The following is a 22,692-nucleotide window of genomic DNA, read 5'->3' as shown; positions in this document are numbered from 1 at the left end:
CGCGGATTTACCCGATCGGACAGATCTCAAACAGCAAGTACCGTCGTCGTGCCCGGCTCGACCTCCGTGAAACCCGCGTCCCGCACCGCCACGACGTCCTCGCGCTGGATCAACGAGTCCCACTCGGCCACGGACGGCGTCCGCACGGCACACCGGTAGTCCAACGAGGCCCAAGCCTTCAGCTCGGACACCGACAACCGCGGCGCCAGCAACATCGACGCGTGCCCGACCTGCGCCGCGAGCTTCCCGGCAGACATCTCGACGCGCGGGTTCACGTACAGCAGCCGCGCACCCTCGGGAACCGGCCCCGGCGAGTCCACCGGCAGGTCCGAGCCGGAAATCTGCAGCTTCGCGACCTCACGAGGCGTCTCGGACACCAGCACGGGCAGCAAGGACCGCACGGAAGCACCGTCCACGGTGATGGTCACGCCCGGCAGGTCCTGCACCGCCTCCCACTGCACACCACGCGCCCGCCGCGACACCTTGCGAATCCGTCCGGCCACCCAGGCCCGCACAGCCTCGTGCCACTCACCGCCGACGTCCGAACGCGGATCGAGGCACACCGCGACCGCCGAAGCAGCCGCGGCCTCCAGCAACGCCGTCCGCGAAGGCGGATCCACGCGTTCGATGCGCAACACCATCGGCATCGCGCGGACTTCGGACTCCTCGGCGTAGTTCCGCGAGGCGATCAGGTCGAGAATCATCACAGCCGGGTCAGCTCCAGCCCGTCCGCCGCATCGGCGGCCTCCACCTCGGCCCGCGTGACGCCGAGGATGAACAGCACGGCGTCCAGGAACGGGTGCGACAGCGCGGTGTCCGCCACCTCGCGCAACGCGGGCTTGGCGTTGAACGCGATCCCCAGCCCGGCCGCGCCGAGCATGTCGATGTCGTTGGCGCCGTCCCCCACGGCCACGCACTGCGCCAGCGACACGCCCGCCTCCTCGGCGAACCGCCGCAGCGCCACCGCCTTGCCCGGCCGGTCGACGATCTCGCCGATCACGCGACCGGTCAGCTTGCCGTCCTCGACTTCCAGCGTGTTCGCCGCGCAGAAGTCCAGGTGCAGCTCGTCCGCGAGAGGCGTGATCACCGACGTGAACCCGCCGGACACCACACCGCAGTAGAAACCGAGCCGCTTCAACGTGCGGATCGTCGTGCGCGCACCGGCCGTGAGCTCCAGCGACGCCCCGACCTCGTCCAGCACCTTCTCGTCGAGCCCTTCCAGCAGCGCGACCCGGCGCCGCAGCGACTCGCCGAAGTCGAGCTCACCGCGCATCGCGGCCTCTGTGATCTCGCGCACCTGCTCCTCGCACCCGACGTGCGCGGCCAGCATCTCGATCACCTCGCCCTGGATCAGCGTCGAGTCGACGTCGAACACGATCAGCCGCTTGGCCCTGCGCGTGAGGCCCGCCCGCTCGACCGCGATGTCCAAGCCGATCCGCACCGACACCTCGGCGAGCGCCGACCGGAGCTCCGCGTCGTTCTCCAGCGTGTCATCCGCAACGGAAACCCGCAGCTCAAGACCCGTGACGGGGTAGTCGGCGACACCGCGAATCGCGTCGATGTTCACGCCGAGCGACGCGAGCCGGCGCGCGACCTCGGTGAACGCCTTGGCCGTCACCGGGCGGCCCAGCACGATCAGGACGTGCGACGACTCCAGGCGGGCGGTGCGCTTCGAGTCGGCGCCGATCTCGATCTCCACGTGCATCGAGACCGTGGCCATGGCCTGCTCGACCGACTCCTGCAGGCCCTCGGGGTCGTGGTCGGTCGACACCAGCGCGCCGAGCACCAGCCGGCCCCGGATCACGACCTGCTCCACGTCCAGCACCTCGACTCCGTGCCTGGTCAGCACGGCGAAGAGCACCGAGGAGACACCGGGCTTGTCGGGGCCGGTCACGGTGATCAGCACGGGCGTTTTCACGTCGTCGTCTCCTCGTAAGACGCGGCGAGCCCCGACCGCGCGAAGCAGTCGGGGCTCGTCGTTGAACCTGTAATGCGCAGGTTACTTGTGGTCGTCGTCCTTCTCGGACGCCGTGCCCGAAACCACAGCCGCGGTCGCGAGCTCGGACGGCGTGTGCTTCGCGTCCTTGTGGGCGATCGTCTTGCCGGTGAAGGTCACGTGACCCTCGTTCCGAATCCGCTCGATCATGTGCGGGTAGTGCAGCTCGAACGCCGGGCGCTCCGAACGGATCCGGGGCAGCTCGGTGAAGTTGTGCCGCGGCGGCGGGGACGAGGTGGCCCACTCGAGCGAGTTGCCGTAGCCCCACGGGTCGTCCACCGTCACGACCTCACCGAAGCGGTAGCTGCGGAAGACGTTCCAGATGAACGGCAGCGTCGACGCGCCCAGGATGTAGGCACCGATCGTGGAGACCATGTTGAGCGTCGTGAAGCCGTCGGACGCCAGGTAGTCGGCGTACCGGCGCGGCATGCCCTCGTTGCCCAGCCAGTGCTGGACGAGGAACGTCGCGTGGAAGCCGATGAACGTCGTCCAGAAGTGCAGCTTGCCGAGCGGCTCGTCCATGAAGCGGCCGGTGATCTTCGGGAACCAGAAGTAGATGCCCGCGAAGGTCGCGAAGACGATCGTGCCGTAGAGCACGTAGTGGAAGTGCGCGACGACGAAGTACGTGTCCGACACGTGGAAGTCGATCGCCGGCGCGGCCAGCAGGATGCCGGACAGACCACCGAAGAGGAACGTGACGATGAAGCCGATCGAGAAGAGCATCGGCGTCTCGAACGTCAGCTGGCCCTTCCACATCGTGCCGATCCAGTTGAAGAACTTCACACCGGTCGGAACCGCGATGAGGAACGTCATGAAGGCGAAGAACGGCAGCAGCACGGCGCCGGTCGCGTACATGTGGTGCGCCCACACCGCGACGGACAGGGCCGCGATGCCGAGCGTCGCGTAGACCAGGCCGTTGTAACCGAAGATCGGCTTGCGGCTGAACACCGGGAAGATCTCCGACACGATGCCGAAGAACGGCAGCGCGACGATGTAGACCTCGGGGTGGCCGAAGAACCAGAAGAGGTGCTGCCACAGGATCACGCCGCCGTTGGCGGGGTCGAACACGTGGGCGCCGAGATGCCGGTCCGCCAGCAGACCCAGCAGGGCCGCGGTGAGGATCGGGAACGCGAGCAGCACGAGCACCGACGTCACCAGGATGTTCCAGGTGAAGATCGGCATGCGGAACATCGTCATGCCGGGCGCGCGCAGGCAGACCACGGTGGTGATCATGTTGACCGCACCGAGGATCGTGCCCAGACCACCGATGACGAGGCCGGAGATCCACAGGTCGGCGCCGACGCCGGGCGAGTGGATCGCGTTGCTCAGCGGGGTGTAGGCGAACCAGCCGAAGTCGGCCGCACCACCGGGGGTGATGAAGCCGGACATCACGATCAGGCCGCCGAAGAGGTACAGCCAGTACGAGAACGCGTTGAGACGCGGGAACGCCACGTCGGGCGAGCCGATCTGCAACGGGAGCACGAAGTTCGCGAAGCCGAAGACGATCGGCGTCGCGTACAGCAGCAGCATCACGGTGCCGTGCATCGTGAAGAGCTGGTTGAACTGCTCCTGGCTGAGGAACTGCATGCCGGGACGGGCCAGCTCGGTCCGCATCAGCATGGCCATCGCGCCGCCGACCATGAAGAAGGCGAAGCTCGTGACCAGGTACAGGATGCCGATCTGCTTGTGGTCCGTGGTGCGGAACATCCGCAGCAGGAAGGACCCCTTGACCGCAGTGCGCGTCGGATAAGGACGCGTTGCGATCGGCTGCGGGGCTACGGCCGTCACGGTGCCTCCAGGCCTTGGTGGGACCAGTTCGTTCGGGAAACTCCCCGGGATATTAGACGGCGTCGATCAGCTCCATTCGGGTGGGCCATGGCCGCCTGCCAGCGGCGTAGCGCAGGTCACACGTATCCTGCCGCCGTGCTCCGAATGGTCCTCGCTGTCGCTTCCGTCCTTTTGCTCGCCGCCTGCGGCTCCCCCGCCACGCACAACTCCGCGGACGTCGCGTTCGCCCAGGGCATGGTGCCGCACCACGAACAGGCACTGGAGATGAGCGATCTCGTCGCCTCCCGCACGTCGAACACCCACGTGATCGACCTGGCGAAGCGGATCTCCTCGTCGCAGAAGCCGGAGATCGACCGCATGAACGGCTGGCTGCGCGACTGGAACGCGCCCGTCCAGGCGTCGTCGCACACCTCGCACGGCCACACTGAGAACCACGGCATGGTCGAGCTGGGCGACCTCGCTTCGTTGGACGGCACCGAGTTCGACCGCCAGTGGCTCTCGCTGATGATCCAGCACCACCGCGGCGCCGTGGAGATGGCGCAGAAGCACCTCACGGCAGGCACCGACCCGGCCGCCCGCACGCTGGCGCAGGACGTGATCAGCCACCAGGAGAAGGAGATTTCGGAAATGGAGTCGCTTCTCCCGCAGGGCTGATGCCAGCCTCGTCGCTGTGAGCACCTCAGCGGTTCAGGCGGCGGTCGCGCTGGCGGCCTCTCATGGCGTGGTCAGCACGGATCCTGCGGTCCTGAAGGACGGCAGCAATGTCATCGTGCACCTGCGCCCGGCCCCGGTAGTGGCCCGCGTCGCCGCGCGCACGGCCCTGGTGCGCCCGTCGGTGGCTGATCATTTCGGTCGCGACCTGTCCGTGTCCGCGTTCCTAGCTTCGCGTGGCGTGCCGGTCGTGACGCCTTCTGCCGAGCTTGCCCCGGGACCTCACGTCTTCGACGGCTTCGTGATCTCGTTCAGCACCTACGTTCCGCACGATCCTGCTGTAGAGCTGACGCGCGCGGACGTTCTGAAGATGCTGCCCGACCTGCACGCCGAGCTCCGGCTGTACTCAGGCGCCCTGCCCGCGCGCGGCCCTCTCGACGACGTCGACCACACGCTGACTTACTTGGCCGGGCAGGGCGTGGCGGGGCTGGAGCCGTTCCACTCGCGCCGCGCGGAGCTCCTCGAACTCTGGGACGAGCACTACAACGACGTCCAGCCGCTGCACGGCGACTCGCACTACGGCAACCTGCTGATGACGTCCTCCGGTCCGGTGTGGAACGACTTCGAGGACACGTGGCGCGGCCCCGTCGCCTGGGACCTGGCCTGTCTCGCGGGTGCCGCAGGCAAAGAAGCCGCCCAGCGCGCCGTGGAGATCTACGGCGGCGGGGCGGCTCCTCAGGACGTGGAGTTCCACGTCGAAGTGCGCATTCTCTTCGGCACGCTCTGGGGCATGCTGATGGAGAACTCCTAGGCGCGACGCCTGCGCAGCACGAACAGCACGGCGGCACCGGCGGCCAGCAGAGCGGCGCCGAGGCCGACCAGCCAAGCGGACCCGAAACCGGTGGAGGCCAGGTCGTCGTCAACGACCGGCGCGGCCACCGTCGTAGTCGTCGTGGTGGCCACGACCTCCGAGGACGAGGTCGGCGTGGAGGTCGAGGACGAGCTCGGGGTCGACGACTGCGTCACGGTCGAGCTGGAAGTCGTGGAGGAGCTGCTGCTCGAGCTGCTGCTGCTCGGCGTCTTCTTGACCACACAGGCGTACCAGTGGCTGATCGCCGGGGCCTTCTCGTTCTTGTCCGGCGCCCGCAGGTCGTTCCAGGGCAGCGCGCCGAGCTTGTCGGCGAGGTAGACGTTGTAGGCATCGGCGCCCTTCACCACGACACCCGTGACGCCCTCGGGCGCGGCGGTGATGTCGAGGTCCAGCTTGTCCACGCCACCGGTGAAGGTGAACTCGCCGGGCCCGACCGGAGTCCCGGTCAGCCCGCCCACGGTGCAGGCGTCGGGGTGGGCGATGTCGACGTTGCCGCTGTACGCGACGGCACGCTGGTCACCGGAGGTCGGAGCCGGCTTGTCGGGCTGGGCGAACGCGGTGGTCACCAGGGCGAGCGAGGCCACAGCAGCCACGGTGGCGGCACCGAGCAGGCCGGATCTTCTCAGGGGCGTCAGGCGCATCGGGGTTACTCCGTTGAGGTCGGCGGGATGCCGAGATCTAAGACCATCGACGTCCCCCTAACGGGGTAACAAGGGGCCTGAGGTACGCCCTGTGGCCTAGTTGTTATGCCCCTGTGAAGTTGTATGCCCGAACGACCGAACGCCGAAGGGGCCGGCGAACCGACCCCTTGGCAACACGCGCGAACGACGATCAGTCGTTCTGCTCAACCCCAGCGGGTCGCAGGAACACGGTGCCACCACCGGTCGGCATCCGCCGGAACCAGTCAACGGAGTTGACCGGCTGGCCGACCGGGCCCACCCCGGTCGGGAGGTGGGGAACAGGAACGCCTGCGCCGTGGGAAGCGTGCGGGCGAAGAGGCTGGTTCGGGGTGGTCATGGTTCCTTCTCGAGTGGGTCGGGGCCCTGCCCGGAGGAACTCTCGAGACATCCCGAGAGTTCTCAGACACGACTCCCCACAGCATGGTGTCGAACTTGTATGCCCGCTTGCTTGAAGGTGTGCTCTGGAACGATATCGATCGTCTATCGTCCCCCCGCTCACCGGAACACCGCTGGCGGTTGCTTAGAGCACAAATACAGCAACCAGCCGGAAACTCCCGTGCAACTGGTGGCGGCACGTCGCTTCCGACTGGTATCTCCTGCCGCATCGACGGACAGGGATGCGGCAGTGTACATCTTGCGCAGCTTGCAGCAAGGACCTTCTACCTGCAGCTTTACGGCATTGAGACCACAACCGGGTGAGGCCTGCCGAAACCCTCCACTTGGGACGGAGAACGCGCAGGACCACGACCGATGCGCCATGAGGCGAACCTCTGATCCCGGCGGCCATCCTAAGTGCGCCACCCACCGCTGGGAATAGAAGAATTCGCCGACGTCTCTCATTTGGCCGAGAACTTCTCCGGCACAGGTGCAGTTTGCCGACAAGATCACCAAGGCCGTCGATAAACCGTACGGCTGTTCCGCATTCATCTCATGACACCGGCTCGATGATCAAGCTCGACAGGAGTGAACCGAGGGCCGCCCTCAAGCGCAGCGACGCCGTGCCGGAGTCGACTGCCCACAACTCGGTCGCCTCGTCCAGCACGGAACCGAACGCCACGCTCACGGCGAGCCGGGACACGAGCCAGCTCGCGTCCGCGCTGAGCCAGCAGATCGAAGGCGGCCGGGACACCAGCTGCCCCACGACGACGCGACCCGAGGCCGCCCGTCTCGTTCGCACGTCGGAACGCACACGGAATCGGTCGTCCGCGCCCACCTCCGGACACAGCAGGCCACTGTCCACCTCGGATCGTTTACCCGGCTCCCCCATGAACGAGCGCAGCAACCAGCGCGCGTGGACACCGATGTCCGACTCGTGGTCGAGCAGCCAGCGGCCGATCTCGGTCGCTCTGCCCGCGGCCACAGCCAGGAGGGAGTCAGGCCCCAACGGCCCGTCACCGTAGAGCCTGGAGAACTGGGCGAGGCAGCTGTACGCATGCCATGCGGCGTAGACCTGCTCGAGCGGCCATGGCACGCCGCCCCACGAACTCCGGAAAGGCTCGACCTCTTCAGCGTGCGAGTCCAGGAACTCCCGGGTGATCGCCAAGTCGAAGAACTTCTCGTGCGCGCCCTCGTGCACGAGAGCCTCCGCCACCTCGATCGGCGTTGACGGCTCGTCGATCAGCACGATTCCGGGCGCGTATCTGGAAGACGCCGAAACGACACCACCAGAGGTGTCGCGGTTCAGCACCGCGACCATCGACACGTGAGCGAGCAGGTCGCCAGCCATCTCGGGAGCGACGCGGCGCAGCAGCGCCACGCCCTCGGCGACGATCTCGACCGCGGACTCGAACCGCTGCCCGTCGGCTTCGGTCAGTGGGAGGGGGGTGGTGCCAGGGGCTTTGATGATGCGAAGTGGTGCTTCGAGCTGTGCCGCCGCCGACGCATCGGAGGCGACCGGGACACCGGCGTCCCGCACGCCCATGGCAGCGACCGCGCGCAGTTGTTCTGAAGTCAGGTCTCCGTGACCCGCAAGTGCTCGTCCGATCTCGTATCGGACGATCGGGTGATCTACGAGGTTGTCCGACAACTCGGCCGGATCGACCCCGAAGAGGTCGGCGGCAAGCCGGTAGAGCGTGCGCCGCTCGTCGACCAGCTCTTCGGCGGGCGCGATCGCCGCGTGCAGGACGTGCGTCGCCGTTGACTCAGAACTCAACATCAAAGACCCCGTATTCACTACCGGCGGTGTGGAGTCACTGGCGCACAAACGTCCCGCGCCCGGATGGCGCGGAACACTAGCGCTCACCGTGACGAAAGCCGACGGGACACCCCCAAAAGACCGGTGCCCGGCCTGCGTCGGGAGCGACGCGGGCCGGGCACCGGGTTGTTGCTGCTGGATCTGCTCATCAGCCGAACATGATGCTGGTGACGTTCACGAAGCCGACGACGGCAAGCGCGACGACCGAGACTGCGATCATCGTGATCACGGTGCGCCAGCCGATAGCGGTGACGGCGACTGCTACGGCGGCGGCGATTCCGAGTGCACCTTGTGCAGACATCTCGATTCCCTCCCGACTAGGCAAGTACGTGCTCCCAGGTGTGGGCGGTCCTGGGCGTCTTGCCTGGTAGAAGGATCTCGCGTTGTAGGTTGTCTGTCAACGGTCGCCGGGTTGCCAGACAAGTTGCAACCCGGAGGCAACAGGCCTAAACTGGACCAATGCCCGCCGACGACGCACATCTCGGCGAGAGCTGGTCGCTCTCGCCTGATTCGCGACGGCCTCTGCCGGAGCTGATCGAGCAGAAGCTCCGTGAGCAGATCATCGGCGGCACCCTGAAGGCCGGCGACCGCCTCCCCACCGAGCCGGAACTGGCCCGCAAACTGGATGTCGCCCGGTCGTCGCTGCGTACAGCTCTGCAGCGGTTGCAGCTCCAAGGCATCGTGGAGGTGCGGCGCGGGCTCGGCTGGTACGTGCGCCGCACCGACCTCGCGGCAGTCGAGGAACACCTCGAGGGCAAGCTCGCGGCCCGCCAGTTCTCGCACACCGATTTGCTGGAAGTGCGCATTGCTCTGGAGACCACGGCCACGAGTCTCGCCGCGGTCCGCGCGGGCGACGGCGAACTCGACGAGCTGGCCAAGGTCAACCGCCGGTACCGGGTCGCGCCAGTGGACGACGTGCAGGAAGTGATCGAGTCGGACGAGGAGTTCCACTCGGCCGTGATCCGGGCGAGCCACAACGAGCTGCTGGAGCAGATGTACCAGGCGCTCGTGCCGGGCCTGCAGGACTGCAAGCGGCACGCGCACCCGTCCCGCGAGGTGCACAACAGATCCGCCGACCAGCACGACCAGATCATCTGGTTCCTGCGCAGGCACGACGAAGTGGGCGCGAAGAGCGCCATGACCACCCACCTGCTGGGTCTGTACAACGACGTTGCCACCGAAGACTCGACGCCGAGAGCCACGCTCAGCACCTACGTGGGGGTGTCAGACAACCCCATCTGGAGCCAGGGCCGCTGATACGGCATTGACCGAAAGGGTCTGGCGCTCGCCCCGCATCACTCCCACCATGTATGCACAACCGGTGGTGTGAGGGGGCGGGCGACGAGTGGTGGCGGCGCGCAGGCACAAGCAGGCGCTGGCCGTCGCGTTCGCGCTCCTCGGTCTCGCCGCAGCGGATGTGGCCGTGGCATTTCTGTGGCAACCCTCCGCGCGCAGCCTTCTGCACGACGTCCTAGTGGTGCTGTGGCCGTTGCCGGCACTGGCGGGCTTCCTGCTCCTCGCCTACGAGCTCTTCCTGCACCGCCGCCTGATCACCGAGCTCAGCGTGATCTCCGGCCCGAGCATCGTCGAGCACCTGCTGCCCAGCGACGTCCTGCGCACGTTCCTCTCGTCGATCTACGGCTCGAACGAAGCGAACCAGGACGTCGTCTCCGGCGTGCTCGGTGGCGACGGCCTGCGCCCGCACGGCAAAGACCTCACCATCAGCACGAACACGACGGTGAAGTTGGAGCTGCAGGGCATCAACGCCAAGACGTACCACCTGATCACGACGCAGAGCTATCAGTTCCGGCACAGCGTCCCGGTCGACAGGTTCGTCATCTTCGTCACCAGCAACGTGTTGTTGCGCGACACCATCAGCGCGGCGTGCCGCTACCCGCTGTTCGAGCTGTACTACATCACCGACCCGTCGCTGTTCCTCGACTCGGTGGACGACGTCCTGCACTCGACGCAGATCGCGATCGACTACATCGACCACGACGGTGCCAGCCGTTCGGCCGCGCCGAGCCAGATCCCGCCGCTCGAGGTGAAGTTCGACCAGTGGCCGAACTACCTGACGTTCTTCCGCGAAGCCATGGGTTCGCTGCCGAAACTGAGTCCCCACAACCATCTCGGCGATCTGCGCATCTTCGAGTGCGATCTGAGCGGTATCGCGGAAGACCACCTGGTGAGAGCGATCCGAGGGCTCACGGTCACGTCACGGATGTTGCAGCGCACCAACGAAGGCTTCTGCTACTGGCAGGCGCCCTATCCGTCCTATGTGGAGCAGATCAGGTTCGACGCCAAGGGGCTCACGGTCGACCAGTCCCCCATGCACGAGTTCTCGATCATGCCGTTCCTGTTCCGCTCCAACACCGTGACAGGGCAGTGGTTGAAGGCGGACGACCTCGACGACCTCACGGTTCGGTCGTGGCTGCTGCCGGGTCATGGAGTGGCTCTGATGTGGCGGGAAGCGCGACATTGACCGTGCCGCCGTTCGGGGCGCGGCGGAACCAGTCGACCGGCAGCACCGGCTCGCCCTGAGGTGCCGGCCGTTCAGGCGTCGGAGGAATGCCTGGGAACGGGTGTGCACCCGTGGTCGAGGCATCGCCTGGCAACTCGCGGTCGGAGGTCATCTCGTCCCCTCCCTGTTGCCTGCAAAGGCTACCCGGACGACGGGCCTGACGACTCCGCTCGACGTGCTACGAACTTGAACTCGTAGCGGTAGCCGAGCTTGGCGGTGTTCGAGCGCCAGTGAATCCCATCGCGGTGCCGACAGGTACTCGACTGCAGGATCGACTCCAGGGCGTCGGCGTGCTCTCCCTTGTTCTGACTAGCCTCAACCAGATGCGACGCGCTCGAGGACGGGAAGATCTCCAGACCGTCACCGCCGATCACGTGCACGTCGATCTCGTCCGTGATGTAGGAGATGTCCACCGAGTGCGACTCCTCCGTGAACAACGCGGGCATGCTCTTGTTGAAATCGACTTCCAGCCTGATGTGGCGCCTCGTCTGTCCCTTCTCCAGAGTCACCGGGACGCGGATAACACCCTCCTCTCTCACGAGACCCTCGAACAGCGGTCCTTCGACAAATCCGCGGCTCAATCGGATGTACGACCGCTGCGCGTCGTAATCCCTGCCGTCGATCGCCAGCCTCCGCACCCGGACGCTTTGCCACGGTTCGGCGTTCCTCGCGGCAGCGGAGAACACTGGGAACGCCACCCAGCCCACCGCCACTCCCGGCTCTGCCTCCACCTCGCACTCAGCAATCCACCTACCGGTGCCGTCCTCGAACACCTCGAGGTGGTCGGTGCGTTTGCGCATTCGGACGTGCCAGGTGATGTGCCGGTCTATGTCGCGCAAAGACCGGAGCCGGCTCAGACGACGTTGCAGACCCAGGCTGATGACCCACAGCAGCACCAGGAAGGTCGCCGCGCTCGTGGCGTACATGACCAGGTTGAGAACGTCGAACAGTTGCTTCTTGTCGGCTTCGTTGCGAAGGCTCACCAGGGTCGCGGCAACCGTCAGCAACACGGAGACGGCGCCGGAGAAGAACGCTGCGATCGCGGGTGACGTGCCAGGCCGGACTGGATCTGCCATCGCGGTTCCTCGTGGCTCGATCAACAGGTCGTTCAGCGTAGGCAGTGCGACGTCGCATCCTGCAACGCCTTCACCCGTTCGGCCTGGCCTACGCAAATGGGCGCAAGAAATTGCGTACACTTGCGCCATGACGCAACGGAGGCTGGCCGAGGTCGCGGCCAAGGTCGGGGTCAGCGAGGCCACCGTCAGCCGGGTGCTGAACGGCAAGCCGGGCGTCTCGGACGCCACGCGGAGCGCCGTCCTCACCGCGCTTGACGTGCTCGGATACGAACGACCCACTCAACTCAGGGGTGAACGGGCGAGGCTCGTGGGGCTGGTTCTGCCCGAGCTGCAGAACCCGATCTTCCCCGCGTTCGCCGACGTCGTGGGCAACGCGCTTGCGCAAAGGGGTTTCACGCCCGTTCTGTGCACCAGGACGGCGGGCGGGGTGACCGAGGCGGAGTACCTGGAGCTGCTGCTCGAGCAGCATGTGAGTGGAATCGTCTTCGCCGGCGGCCTGTACGCCCAGAAGGACGCCAGCCACGGCCACTACCAGCAGATGATGAGCCGCAAGCTGCCCGCGGTCCTGGTCAACGCTGCCATAGACGACCTCGCGTTCCCGAGGGTGTCGTGCGACGACGCGGTGGCCGTGGAGCAGGCGTACGGCCACCTGACCTCGTTGGGACACAAGAGGATCGGCGCGGTGCTCGGACCGCCGGACCACGTGCCCAGCCAACGAAAACTGGAGGCCATCACGAGGCAGGGTGGCGCCGACGTCGAGCACGCCATGTTCAGCCTTGAGGGCGGACAGGCGGCGGCGACGAAGCTCGTACAACGCGGCGTCACGGCGATCATCTGCGCGAGCGACCCACTCGCACTTGGAGCAATCCGGGCCGTCCGCAGAGCAGGGCTCGATGTGCCCAAGGACGTGTCGATCATCGGTTATGACGATTCGGCGTTCATGACCTGCACCGATCCGCCCCTCACCACGGTCCGCCAGCCGATTGAGGCCATGGGACGGGCCGCGGTCGAGCTGCTCGCCAACCAGATCTCCGGCAACGCGGTCGCGCCGGACGAGCTCCTCTTCGAGCCCGAACTGGTGGTGAGGGCGTCCAGCGCACCCGCCCGCTAAACGAAGTCAGCTTCTTGCGAGTTTTCGTCTAGATATTGCGTTCAGATGTAACGACGACTTATGGTCGCCGTCACATCGACGCGCTCGCGAGAAGGGCGGCCCCACCATGAAGAAGTCCGCTGCCGTGCTGCTGGGCTGTGTCCTGGTCGCTGGCTGTGGGAGCGGTTCCACGACCGAGCCCGGCGGCAAGGTCCAGATCAACATCAACGGCCAGCCACCGCAGACCCAGGCGTTCGACCGCAAGGTCTTCGACGAGGACGTGGCGGAGTTCGAGAAGCAGAACCCGGACATCGACCTCGTGCCGCACGAGGGGTTCATGGACCCGAAGACGTTCTCCGCCAAGCTCGCCGGCGGCCAGCTCGAGGACGTCTTCTACGTCTACTTCACCGACCCCGCGGCGCTCATCGCGAGGAAACAGGCCGCCGACCTGACCCCCTACGTCAAGGACGTCAAGTACTACGGCGACCTCAAGCAGGAGCTCAAGGACGTCTTCACGGCCGACGGCAAGGTCTACGGCCTGCCCACCGCCAACTACACGATGGGCCTGCTCTACAGCCGCACCAACTTCACCAAGGCCGGCCTGAACCCCGACTCACCACCGAAGACGTGGGACGAAGTAAGAACAGCCGCCAAGAAGCTCAAGGACGCCGGCGTCACCGGGTTCGCCGAGTACAGCAAGAGCAACCAGGGCGGCTGGCACTTCACCACGTGGATGAAGTCCGTCGGCGGTGACATCGCGCGCAAGGACGGCGACTCCTACAAAGCCGACTTCAACAACGACAAGGGCAAGGAAGTCCTGCGGCGCCTCAAGGAGATGCGCTGGGACGACAACTCCATGGGCGAGAAGCAGCTCCTGGAGATCGGCGACGTGCAGAACATGATGGGCGCGGGTCAGCTCGGCATGTACCTCGCCGCACCCGACAACGTCGCCACGATCGTCAACCAGTTCAAGGGCAAGTACGACGACTACGGCCTGGCCGCGATCCCGGACCAGAAGGGCACCCTGCTCGGCGGCGAGGGCTACATGATCAACCCCAAGGCCACGCCGGAGAAGATCAAGGCAGGTCTCAAGTGGGTCCAGTGGAAGTACCTGAACCCGGACCGCCTCGAGGAGAACCTGCAGAAGTACAAGGACCGCGGCCAGCCCGTCGGCCTGCCGATCCCGCCGATCGCCGACATCTGGACCGGTGAGCCGCGCAAGAAGCAGGAAGAGCTCAAGGCCAAGTTCGCCACCATGCCGGTCAAGAACTTCCAGGCCTATGTGGACGGTTCGGAGCAGACCAAGGGCTCGCTCGAACCGCCGCAGGCGCAGCAGGTCTACGCGATCCTCGACACCGTCGTGCAGGCCGCGCTGACGAACAAGGACGCCGACCACGCCGCGTTGCTCAAGGACGCGGAGACCAAGGTCAACGCCGTTCTGGCACAGGTGAAGTAAGTGCGGCGCCACGTCACCGCGTACGGCTTCCTCAGCCTCGCGCTGGTCGTCTTCGCGATCTTCTCCTGGTGGCCCATCGTGCGCGGCGTCGTCCTGAGCTTCCAGCAGGTCAACTTCGTCACGAGCCCTGACTGGGTGGGCTGGGAGAACTTCGAACGACTCTTCGCGGACCCGCTGTTCCTGGTGGCGTGGCGCAACACGCTGTACTTCACGATCCTGGCCTTGATCATCGGCTTCGGCGTCCCGTTCATCACCGCCGTGGTGCTCAACGAACTCCGCCACGCCAAGGGCTACTTCCGACTCCTGGTCTACCTGCCGGTGATGCTCCCACCGGTCGTCACGGCACTGCTGTGGAAGTGGTTCTACGACCCGGGACCAGGCCTGTTCAACTCAGTCCTAAGAGGACTGGGCCTGCCGACGTCCCAATGGCTCGACTCCAGCAGCACCAGCATGATCAGCCTCGTGCTCGTCATCACCTGGGCGAACATGGGAAGTGCCACGCTGATCTACCTCGCGGCGCTGCAGACCATCCCCGGCGAGCTGTACGAGGCAGCGGACCTGGACGGCGCCGGAATCCTCAAGAAGATCTGGCACGTCACGATCCCGCAGACCAAGTTCGTGATCCTGATGCTCCTGCTGCTCCAGGTCGTGGCGACCATGCAGATCTTCACCGAGCCGTTCGTCATGACCGGCGGTGGCCCGGAGGAGTCCACGGTCACCGTGCTGCTCCTGCTCTACCGCTACGCCTTCTACTACAACGACTTCGGCACCGCGAGCGCGCTCAGCCTGATCCTCTTCATGGTGCTGGCCGTCTTCTCCTTCCTCTACCTGAAGATCACCAGGAAGGCCGACGCATGAGGACTGTCACCAAAGGCACGGGCAAGGCCTACTGGGTCGTCCTCAGCATCACCCTGATCCTGTTCACCGCGGCCTTCCTGCTCCCGCTCATCTGGGTGCTGCTCGGCGCGTTCAAACCACCGGCCGAACTGGCCCAGCAACCCCCGACGATCCTGCCAGAGACCTGGGAACCGGGCGCGTACGTCAACGCCTGGAACTACATGGACCTCGGCAGGTTCTTCCTCAACACGTTCGTCGTCGCGATCGGCGCGTGGGCCGTGCAGATGGCCGTGATCGTCCCGGCGGCCTACGCGCTCAGCAAACTGCGACCGATCTTCGGCAACGTGATCATGGGCCTGATGCTGGCCACGCTCATGCTGCCGGCGACGGCGTTGCTGGTGCCGGTCTACCTCACGCTCACCGACCTCGACCTGCTCAACAACCCGGCGGGCATCTGGTTCCCGGCCGCCGCGAACGCGCTGAACGTCTACCTGCTCAAGCGCTTCTTCGACCAGATCCCCGAAGAACTGCTGGAAGCAGCGAAGATCGACGGCGCCAACACGTGGACGACGCTCATAAAAATCATCCTGCCGATCTCGCGGCCCATCCTCGCCGTCGTCTCGATCTTCGCGGTCGTCGCGGCCTGGAAGGACTTCATCTGGCCGCTGCTCGTGTTTCCCGACCCGGCGAAGCAGACGCTCAGCGTCGCGCTTCAACGCTTCGCCCCCGACACCCCGATCAACCTCCTGCTCGCGGGCCTCGTGCTCGCGAGCCTGCCGATGGTCGCGCTGTTCCTGGCGTTCCAGCGGCACATCCTCGCGGGGCTCACCGCGGGCGGCGTAAAAGGCTGAAAGGACCCCAGATGAGTTGGTGGCGCAACGCATCCATCTACCAGGTCTACCTCCGGAGCTTCGCGGACGGCAACGGGGACGGCATCGGCGACCTGGCCGGCCTCCGCGCCAAGCTCCAGCACATCGCGAGCCTCGGCTTCGACGCGATCTGGCTGAACCCCTGGTATCCGAGCCCGCTCGCCGACGGCGGCTACGACGTGGCCGACTACCGCGACATCGAACCGGTCTTCGGATCCCTTGCGGACGCGGAAAAACTCATCGCGGACGCGCACGGGCTAGGCATCCGGATCATCATCGACCTCGTCCCGAACCACTGCAGCGACCAGCACCCGTGGTTCAAGGACGGCCTGTGGGACCGCTTCCACATTCGCGACACGGAAGAGCTCCCGAACGACTGGAAGTCGCGGTTCGGCGGCCCGGCGTGGAGCAAACTGCCGGACGGCCGCTGGTATCTGCACCTCTATGCCGCCGAACAACCCGACTTCAACTGGGAGAACCAGGCCGTCGAGGACGAGTTCGAGGACATCCTGCGGTTCTGGCTCGACCGCGGCGTCGACGGGTTCCGCATCGACGTGGCGGACGGCCTGGTCAAGGACTTCTCGAAGCCCGACGCCGACCAGCCCTACTCCGACCAGGACGGTGTGCACGAGATCTACCGCCGCTGGCGCGAGATCGTCGACGAGTACGACGGCGACCGGATTCTCGTCGGCGAGATGTGGCTGCCGGACCCGATCCGGTTCGCCCGGTACCTGCGCCCGGACGAGATGCACTCCGCGTTCAACTTCGACTTCCTCTGCTGCCCGTGGAACGCCCAAGAGCTGCGCCAGGTCGTCGACGACACGCTGGACGCGCACGAACCCGTTGGCGCGCCACCGACCTGGGTGCTCTCCAACCACGACGTGACGCGGCACGTGACCCGTTACGGCCGCGAGAAGACCGGATTTTCCTTCGCGGACAGGCAACATGCAGCCCCGACCGACTTCGAGCTCGGCACGCGCAGAGCCCGTGCGGCAATCATGCTCACGGCAGCGCTGCCCGGTGGCGTGTACGTCTACCAGGGCGAGGAACTGGGCCTCTGGGAAGTGGAAGACCTGCCGGACGAGCTCCGTGAAGACCCGGTCTGGCACCGCTCCGGCTTCACCGACCGAGGCCGCGACGGTTGCCGCGTGCCCCTCCCCTGGTCCAGTGAGGACGGTCCGAGCTGGCTCCCCCAACCTGCCAACTGGCAGGAGTTCTCGGTCGCGGCCCAGACGGACGATCCTGAATCGATGCTCGCCCTCTACCGCGAGGTGTTCGCACAGCGCCGCGCGATCGACGGCGACCTGGAGTGGCTCGACCTGGGCGAGAACGTGCTGGCGTTCAAGCGCGGCGCCCACACCTGCGTGGTGAACCTGTCCGGCGCACCGATCGACCTGCCGGGCACGCCAACGTTGTCAAGCATCCCGCTGGAGGACGGCAAGTTGCCGCACGACGCGGCCGCCTGGCTCGCCTAGCCACATCACCGAGGGGTCAATTCGGGCAGACGGGGACATGCTTTCGGGCATGCCCGGTCTGCCCGAACTGCGTGAACAGGCGATTACGCACGGCGAACCGGGCGAAAACCGGGCAGGATGTCACCCAGTTGTGGCGGCCACCACAATGTTTCGAGGGTGTTTCATCTATGCACAGCCCGAACGGGCACCCGGATAGCCGAGTGGGCAGGTGACATGCGAGCCGAAGAACGCAAGCGGCGCATCCTGGCCAGGGCCCGCGCCGACGGCCGCGTCGACGTGGTGGAGATGGCGCAGGAACTGAACGTCGCACCCGAAACGGTCCGGCGAGACCTGCGAGTGCTCGACGAACACGGCTTGGTGCGCCGCACGCACGGTGGCGGCATCCCGGTCGAGAGCGCCGGTTTCGAGACGGGGCTGAGGTTCCGCGCCGGGTCGCACGTGCCGGAGAAGCGGCGCATCGCGAAGGCCGCCGCTGAACGGATCGACGACGCCGAGACCGTGTTCATCGACGAGGGCTACACACCGCAGCTCGTCGCGGAGGCGTTGCCCACAACCAACCCGCTCACGATCATCACGGCGTCGCTGCCGACCGCCGCGGCGATGTCGGAGCACCCGTCCTGCACGGTTCTGTTGCTGGGCGGTAGGGTTCGCGGCCACACACTGGCCACTGTGGACCACTGGACCACGAGGATGCTCGGCGAGATGGTGATCGACCTCGCCTACATCGGTGCGAACGGGATCTCCCGCGAGCACGGCCTGACGACACCCGATCCCGCGGTCGGTGCGGTCAAGGCCAAGGCGCTCGGCGTGGCTCGGCGGAAGATCTTCGTCGGCACCCACACCAAGTTCGGCGTCTCCAGTTTTCATCGATTCGCCGAGGTCAGCGACCTCGAGGCGATCGTCACCGACTCGGGCCTCTCCGCCCACGAGGCCCACCGCTACTCCCTGCTCGGGCCCAAAGTGCTCAGAGCCTGAGCACTTTCCAGCCGGCCCCAAAACGCCACCCCCCGAAATTTTTACGGGCCTGTCCGCAGCATGCCCGGAAACAATCCCCCGGAAGGAAAGACGATGTTGTCTATCCGCACACCCCTACGCACATTCGGCGCCGCCACCGCTGTGTTGCTCCTGGCTTCCGCCTGTTCGGGTGCCGGTGGCGGTGGCGGTGGCGCCGACTCGGTGAACGTCCTGATGGTGAACAACCCGCAGATGCAGGATCTGCAGAAGCTCACCGCGGACAACTTCACCAAGGACACCGGCATCAAGGTCAACTTCACGGTGCTGCCGGAGAACGACGTCCGCGACAAGATCAGCCAGGACTTCTCCAGCCAGGCGGGTCAGTACGACGTCGCGACGATCTCCAACTACGAGACGCCGATGTACGCCAAGAACGGCTGGCTCGCGCCGATGGACGACTTCGTGGCGAAGGACAGCGCGTTCGACCAGGCCGACATCCTACCGCCGATCAAGCAGTCGCTCACCGCGGCGGACGGCAAGGTGTACGCGCAGCCGTTCTACGGCGAGTCGTCGTTCCTCATGTACCGCAAGGACATCTTCGCGGAGAAGGGCGTGACGCTGCCAGACAAGCCGACGTGGCAGCAGGTCGCGGAGGCGGCGGCGAAGGTGGCCACGCCTGAGGTTCGCGGCATCTGCCTGCGCGGCCAGCCGGGCTGGGGCCAGGTCATGGCGCCGCTCACGACGGTCGTGAACACCTTCGGCGGCACGTGGTTCACCAAGGACTGGCAGGCGCAGGTCAACGCGCCGGAGTTCAAGGAGGCCACCAAGTTCTACGTGGATCTGGTGCGCACTCACGGTGAGGCGGGCGCTCCGCAGGCCGGGTTCGCCGAGTGCCTCAACAACATGACGCAGGGCAAGGTCGCGATGTGGTACGACGCCACGGTCGCCGCCGGTCTGCTCGAAGCCAACGACTCGCCGATCAAGGGCAAGCTCGGCTTCACCCAGGCGCCGGTCGTGAAGACGGAAAGCTCCGGCTGGCTCTACACGTGGGCGTTCGGCATCCAGAAGGCGTCGAAGAAGCAGGACAACGCCTGGAAGTTCATCTCGTGGGCGTCCGGCAAGGGCTACGAGGAACTGGTCGGCAAGAACCTCGGCTGGTCGAAGGTTCCGGACGGCAAGCGTTCGTCGACCTACCAGCGCGCCGAGTACAAGCAGTCGTCCGGCACGTTCTCCGCGCAGGCCGAGGCCGCGATCAAGGGCGCGAAGCCGCTCGACCCCGGTGTGCAGCCGCGGCCGGCGCCGGGCATCCAGTTCGTCGGCATCCCCGAGTTCACCGACCTCGGCACGCAGGTGTCGCAGCAGATCAGCTCGGCGATCGCGGGCGCGGTGTCGGTGGACGAAGCCCTGAACAACGGCCAGGGGCTCGCCGAGAAGGTCGCGTCGAAGTACAAGGGTCAGTGATGGGAGCGCCGGGATGGCTGTGATCACCCGGGCAGAGCGGTCGGTCGTCGACCGGCCGCCGCCCGTCCCCCGCCAGAAGTACAAGAAGTGGTCGACGCGGGCGCCGCTCCTGCCCGCGTTGATCTTCCTGATCATCGTGACGCAGCTGCCGTTCGTGGCGACGCTCGTCATCTCGTTCATGAAGTGGAACTCGCTGGACCCGACCAACCGCGGGTTCGCCGGGATCGACAACTACGTCAACGTGTTCACCGACCCGGACCTGCGTTCCTCGGTGGTCAACACGATCGTGCTGACGGCATCGGTGGTGCTGATCAGCCTGGTGCTCGGTCTCGGCCTGGCGCTGTTGCTGGACAAGAAGTTCCGCGGTCGCGGGTTCGTGCGGACCATGCTCATCGCGCCGTTCCTGGTGGTGCCGGTGGCGGCGGCGTTGATCTGGAAGCACGTGCTCTACAACCCGGAGTACGGCCTGTTCAACGGAATCCTGAACTGGCTGGGCTTCTCCGCCCAGCCGGACTGGATCAGCTCCATGCCGATGAGCGCGGTCGTGCTGTCGCTGGTGTGGCAGTGGACGCCGTTCATGATGCTGATCCTGCTGGCGGGCCTGCAGTCCAAGCCGATCGAACCCGTCGAGGCGGCGACGATCGACGGCGCCTCGTCGTTCCAGATCTTCCGGTACCTGACGTTCCCGCACCTGCGGCAGTACCTGGAGCTCGGCGGGCTGCTCGGGTCGATCTACATCGTGCAGAACTTCGACGCGGTCTTCACGATCACGTCCGGTGGTCTGGGCACGGCGAACCTGCCGTACATGATCTACCAGACCTTCTACCAGGCCCACGAGTACGGCGAAGCCTCCGCGGCCGGCGTGATCGTGGTCGCCGGGTCGATCGTCATCGCGACGTTCGCGTTGCGCACGGTGTCCTCGCTGTTCAAGGAGGAGAAGCGATGAGTCGCATCTGGGGCGTTCTCGCGTGGTTCGCCGGCATCGTGTTCTTCGCGCCGGTGGCCTGGATGTTCCTGACGTCGTTGCACAGCGAGACGGACGCGGCTACCAACCCGCCTTCGCTCGCGGCGCCGCTGACGCTGGACGGCTACAGCGAGTTCTTCGACGGTGGCGCGTGGCCGCCGTTGCTCAACTCGTTCAGCGCCTCGATCGGGTCGACGATCATCGTGCTGCTGCTGGCGATCCCGGCCGCGTACGCGTTGTCGATCAAGCCGGTCGAGAAGTGGACCGACGTCCTGTTCTTCTTCCTGTCCACCAAGATGATGCCGGTCGTCGCGGCGCTGCTGCCGATCTACCTGATCGCGCAGTTCTCCGGGATGCTCGACAACATCTCGTTCCTGACGCTGCTGTACTGCTCGATGAACCTGCCGATCGCGGTGTGGCTCATGCGGTCGTTCCTGTCGGAGGTGCCGCGCGAGATTCTCGAGGCGGCGTCGATCGACGGGGCCGGGCTGATCACGATCCTGCGCCGCGTGGTCGCACCGATCGCGATGCCCGGGATCGCGGCGACGGCGTTGATCTGCTTCATCTTCAGCTGGAACGAGTTGCTCTTCGCACGGGTCCTGACCGGTGTCGTCGCCGGTACCGCGCCCGTGTACCTCACCGGGTTCGTCACCTCCCAGGGCCTGTTCCTGGCCAAGGTGTGCGCGGCCGCGGTCGTGGTTTCTCTGCCGGTGCTCATCGCCGGGTTCGCCGCCCAGGACAAGCTGGTCCAGGGCCTTTCGTTGGGAGCAGTCAAGTGAAAGCAGCGGTCATCACCGGCGTCGGGTCCGTCGAAGTGACCACTGTGGACGATCCTGTGTGCGGACCGCGCGAGGTGATCGTCGACGTGGCGGCCTGCGGACTCTGCGGCACGGATCTGCACATCCTGCAGGGTGAGTTCGCGCCCACCCTGCCGGTCGTGCCGGGCCACGAGTTCGCGGGCACGATCGTCGAGATCGGTTCTGCCGTCAACGAGCTGAAGGTCGGCGACCGCGTGGCCGTCGACCCGTCGCTCTACTGCTACGAGTGCCGGATGTGCCGTGCGGGCAAGAACAACCTGTGCGAGCGCTGGGCCGCGATCGGCGTCACGACGTCCGGTGGCGCGGCGGAGTTCGCGAAAGCTCCCGTGGCGAACTGCGTCAAGCTGCCGGACCACGTGCGGACCGAGGACGCGGCGCTGATCGAGCCGTTGTCCTGTGCGGTGCGCGGGTACGACGTGCTGCGGTCGCAGATGGCCTCGCGGGTGCTGATCTACGGTTCCGGGACCATGGGCTTGATGATGTTGCAGCTCGGGAAGCTCACGGGTGCGTCGTCGATCGAGGTCGTGGACCTGAACGCGGAACGGTTGCAGACGGCGGTTCAGCTCGGCGTCACGGCGGTCGCCTCGTCCGCCGACGAGCTGGACCGGCCTTCCGGCTGGGACGTCGTCATCGACGCCACCGGCAACGAGAAGGCCATCCAGGACGGGCTCGGCCGGGTCGCGAAGGGCGGCACGTTCCTCCAGTTCGGAGTATCGGACTACTCCGCACGGGTCACCATCGAGCCGTACAAGATCTACAACCAGGAGATCACGATCACCGGCTCGATGGCGGTGCTGCACTCGTTCGAACGGGCGGCAGACCTCTTCGCGACCGGAGTACTCGACCCCGAGATCTTCATCAGTGACAGGGTGCCGCTGGACGACTACGCGGGGGCGTTGGACCAGTTCAAGGCGGGTAAGGGCCGCAAGATCCAGGTGCTGCCTCACTAGGTTCGCAAATGTTCGTGGGCACTCGTGTATCCAGCCGAGTG

The 22,692-nt window shown here is 66.2% G+C and carries 22 protein-coding genes; 14 read left to right on the top strand and 8 right to left on the bottom strand.

Annotation, left to right across the window (positions count from 1 at the left end; genetic code table 11):
• Positions 1 to 26: 26 nt before the first annotated feature.
• The 3 genes from AB0M24_RS14900 to ctaD all read right to left on the bottom strand — a co-directional run bounded on the left by AB0M24_RS14900 (position 27) and on the right by ctaD (position 3,784).
• Positions 27 to 704 (bottom strand): peptidyl-tRNA hydrolase, encoded by a 678-nt coding sequence (locus tag AB0M24_RS14900; RefSeq protein ID WP_363766440.1) that lies wholly within the window; start codon positions 702 to 704, stop codon positions 27 to 29.
• The gene (gene serB, locus AB0M24_RS14895; protein WP_363766437.1) at positions 704 to 1,918 is read right to left on the bottom strand and encodes a phosphoserine phosphatase SerB; all 1,215 of its coding nucleotides are present in this window, start codon (positions 1,916 to 1,918) and stop codon (positions 704 to 706) included. Before serB ends, AB0M24_RS14900 begins: the two co-directional genes overlap by 1 nt.
• 81 nt (positions 1,919 to 1,999) lie before the next feature.
• Positions 2,000 to 3,784, bottom strand: coding sequence for a cytochrome c oxidase subunit I (ctaD, locus tag AB0M24_RS14890; protein WP_363766434.1), 1,785 nt, complete (start codon positions 3,782 to 3,784; stop codon positions 2,000 to 2,002).
• Positions 3,785 to 3,928: 144 nt separating this feature from the next.
• Here ctaD and AB0M24_RS14885 point away from each other — a divergent pair, with 144 nt between their 5' ends.
• Both AB0M24_RS14885 and AB0M24_RS14880 read left to right on the top strand, forming a co-directional pair.
• A complete protein-coding gene (locus AB0M24_RS14885; RefSeq protein WP_363767101.1) occupies positions 3,929 to 4,438 on the top strand; it encodes a DUF305 domain-containing protein in 510 nt (169 codons plus the stop codon).
• Positions 4,439 to 4,454: 16 nt separating this feature from the next.
• Positions 4,455 to 5,246 (top strand): phosphotransferase, encoded by a 792-nt coding sequence (locus AB0M24_RS14880; protein WP_363766431.1) that lies wholly within the window; start codon positions 4,455 to 4,457, stop codon positions 5,244 to 5,246.
• On the opposite strand, the gene AB0M24_RS14875 is transcribed toward AB0M24_RS14880, so the two are convergent.
• The 4 genes from AB0M24_RS14875 to AB0M24_RS14860 form a co-directional block, all read right to left on the bottom strand.
• Positions 5,243 to 5,947 (bottom strand): LPXTG cell wall anchor domain-containing protein, encoded by a 705-nt coding sequence (locus AB0M24_RS14875; RefSeq protein ID WP_363766428.1) that lies wholly within the window; start codon positions 5,945 to 5,947, stop codon positions 5,243 to 5,245. The genes AB0M24_RS14880 and AB0M24_RS14875 overlap by 4 nt on opposite strands.
• Before the next feature lie 190 nt (positions 5,948 to 6,137).
• Complete coding sequence (locus tag AB0M24_RS14870) at positions 6,138 to 6,323, bottom strand: hypothetical protein (RefSeq protein WP_363766425.1); 186 nt, start codon at positions 6,321 to 6,323, stop codon at positions 6,138 to 6,140.
• 591 nt (positions 6,324 to 6,914) lie between these two features.
• Entirely contained in the window at positions 6,915 to 8,141 is a 1,227-nt protein-coding gene (locus tag AB0M24_RS14865) for an HEXXH motif-containing putative peptide modification protein (protein WP_363766422.1), read from the bottom strand.
• A 187-nt stretch (positions 8,142 to 8,328) separates the two neighbouring features.
• A complete protein-coding gene (locus AB0M24_RS14860) occupies positions 8,329 to 8,481 on the bottom strand; it encodes a hypothetical protein (RefSeq protein ID WP_363766419.1) in 153 nt (50 codons plus the stop codon).
• A gap of 158 nt (positions 8,482 to 8,639) precedes the next feature.
• Between AB0M24_RS14860 and AB0M24_RS14855 the strand changes: the two genes are divergently transcribed.
• Positions 8,640 to 9,437 carry an FCD domain-containing protein gene (locus AB0M24_RS14855; protein ID WP_363766416.1) on the top strand — a complete coding sequence of 266 codons (798 nt, stop codon included), beginning with the start codon at positions 8,640 to 8,642 and terminating at the stop codon, positions 9,435 to 9,437.
• Positions 9,438 to 9,528: 91 nt separating this feature from the next.
• The gene (locus tag AB0M24_RS14850) at positions 9,529 to 10,662 is read left to right on the top strand and encodes a hypothetical protein (RefSeq protein ID WP_363766413.1); all 1,134 of its coding nucleotides are present in this window, start codon (positions 9,529 to 9,531) and stop codon (positions 10,660 to 10,662) included.
• A 179-nt stretch (positions 10,663 to 10,841) separates the two neighbouring features.
• Here the strand turns inward: AB0M24_RS14850 and AB0M24_RS14845 are convergent, their stop codons facing one another.
• The gene (locus AB0M24_RS14845; RefSeq protein ID WP_363766410.1) at positions 10,842 to 11,777 is read right to left on the bottom strand and encodes a hypothetical protein; all 936 of its coding nucleotides are present in this window, start codon (positions 11,775 to 11,777) and stop codon (positions 10,842 to 10,844) included.
• 127 nt (positions 11,778 to 11,904) lie between these two features.
• Here AB0M24_RS14845 and AB0M24_RS14840 point away from each other — a divergent pair, with 127 nt between their 5' ends.
• From AB0M24_RS14840 to AB0M24_RS14795, 10 genes are all read left to right on the top strand, one after another.
• Entirely contained in the window at positions 11,905 to 12,888 is a 984-nt protein-coding gene (locus AB0M24_RS14840) for a substrate-binding domain-containing protein (protein WP_363766407.1), read from the top strand.
• A gap of 106 nt (positions 12,889 to 12,994) precedes the next feature.
• Positions 12,995 to 14,323, top strand: a complete 1,329-nt coding sequence (locus tag AB0M24_RS14835) for an extracellular solute-binding protein (RefSeq protein ID WP_363766404.1) — start codon at positions 12,995 to 12,997, stop codon at positions 14,321 to 14,323.
• The gene (locus tag AB0M24_RS14830) at positions 14,324 to 15,181 is read left to right on the top strand and encodes a sugar ABC transporter permease (protein WP_363766401.1); all 858 of its coding nucleotides are present in this window, start codon (positions 14,324 to 14,326) and stop codon (positions 15,179 to 15,181) included.
• Positions 15,178 to 16,011: a carbohydrate ABC transporter permease gene (locus AB0M24_RS14825; protein WP_363766398.1), complete on the top strand. Its 834-nt coding sequence runs from the start codon at positions 15,178 to 15,180 to the stop codon at positions 16,009 to 16,011. Before AB0M24_RS14830 ends, AB0M24_RS14825 begins: the two co-directional genes overlap by 4 nt.
• Positions 16,012 to 16,022: 11 nt before the next feature.
• Positions 16,023 to 17,504: a glycoside hydrolase family 13 protein gene (locus tag AB0M24_RS14820; RefSeq protein ID WP_363766395.1), complete on the top strand. Its 1,482-nt coding sequence runs from the start codon at positions 16,023 to 16,025 to the stop codon at positions 17,502 to 17,504.
• A 213-nt stretch (positions 17,505 to 17,717) separates the two neighbouring features.
• Positions 17,718 to 18,479, top strand: a complete 762-nt coding sequence (locus AB0M24_RS14815; protein ID WP_363766392.1) for a DeoR/GlpR family DNA-binding transcription regulator — start codon at positions 17,718 to 17,720, stop codon at positions 18,477 to 18,479.
• Positions 18,480 to 18,572: 93 nt separating this feature from the next.
• On the top strand, positions 18,573 to 19,919 hold the full coding sequence (locus tag AB0M24_RS14810; protein ID WP_363766389.1) for a sugar ABC transporter substrate-binding protein: 1,347 nt from the start codon (positions 18,573 to 18,575) through the stop codon (positions 19,917 to 19,919).
• Between the two features lie 13 nt (positions 19,920 to 19,932).
• A complete protein-coding gene (locus tag AB0M24_RS14805; RefSeq protein WP_363766386.1) occupies positions 19,933 to 20,865 on the top strand; it encodes a sugar ABC transporter permease in 933 nt (310 codons plus the stop codon).
• Positions 20,862 to 21,662, top strand: a complete 801-nt coding sequence (locus tag AB0M24_RS14800) for a carbohydrate ABC transporter permease (RefSeq protein WP_363766383.1) — start codon at positions 20,862 to 20,864, stop codon at positions 21,660 to 21,662. The genes AB0M24_RS14805 and AB0M24_RS14800 overlap by 4 nt, the downstream gene beginning before the upstream one ends.
• Complete coding sequence (locus AB0M24_RS14795) at positions 21,659 to 22,651, top strand: zinc-dependent alcohol dehydrogenase family protein (protein WP_363766380.1); 993 nt, start codon at positions 21,659 to 21,661, stop codon at positions 22,649 to 22,651. The genes AB0M24_RS14800 and AB0M24_RS14795 overlap by 4 nt, the downstream gene beginning before the upstream one ends.
• Positions 22,652 to 22,692: the final 41 nt, after the last annotated feature.

This window comes from Lentzea sp. NPDC051838, assembly GCF_040681245.1.
Lineage (GTDB): Bacteria > Actinomycetota > Actinomycetes > Mycobacteriales > Pseudonocardiaceae > Lentzea.
The sequence above is the reverse complement of the archived record's forward strand: the minus strand, read 5'-3'. Positions and strand labels throughout refer to the sequence as shown.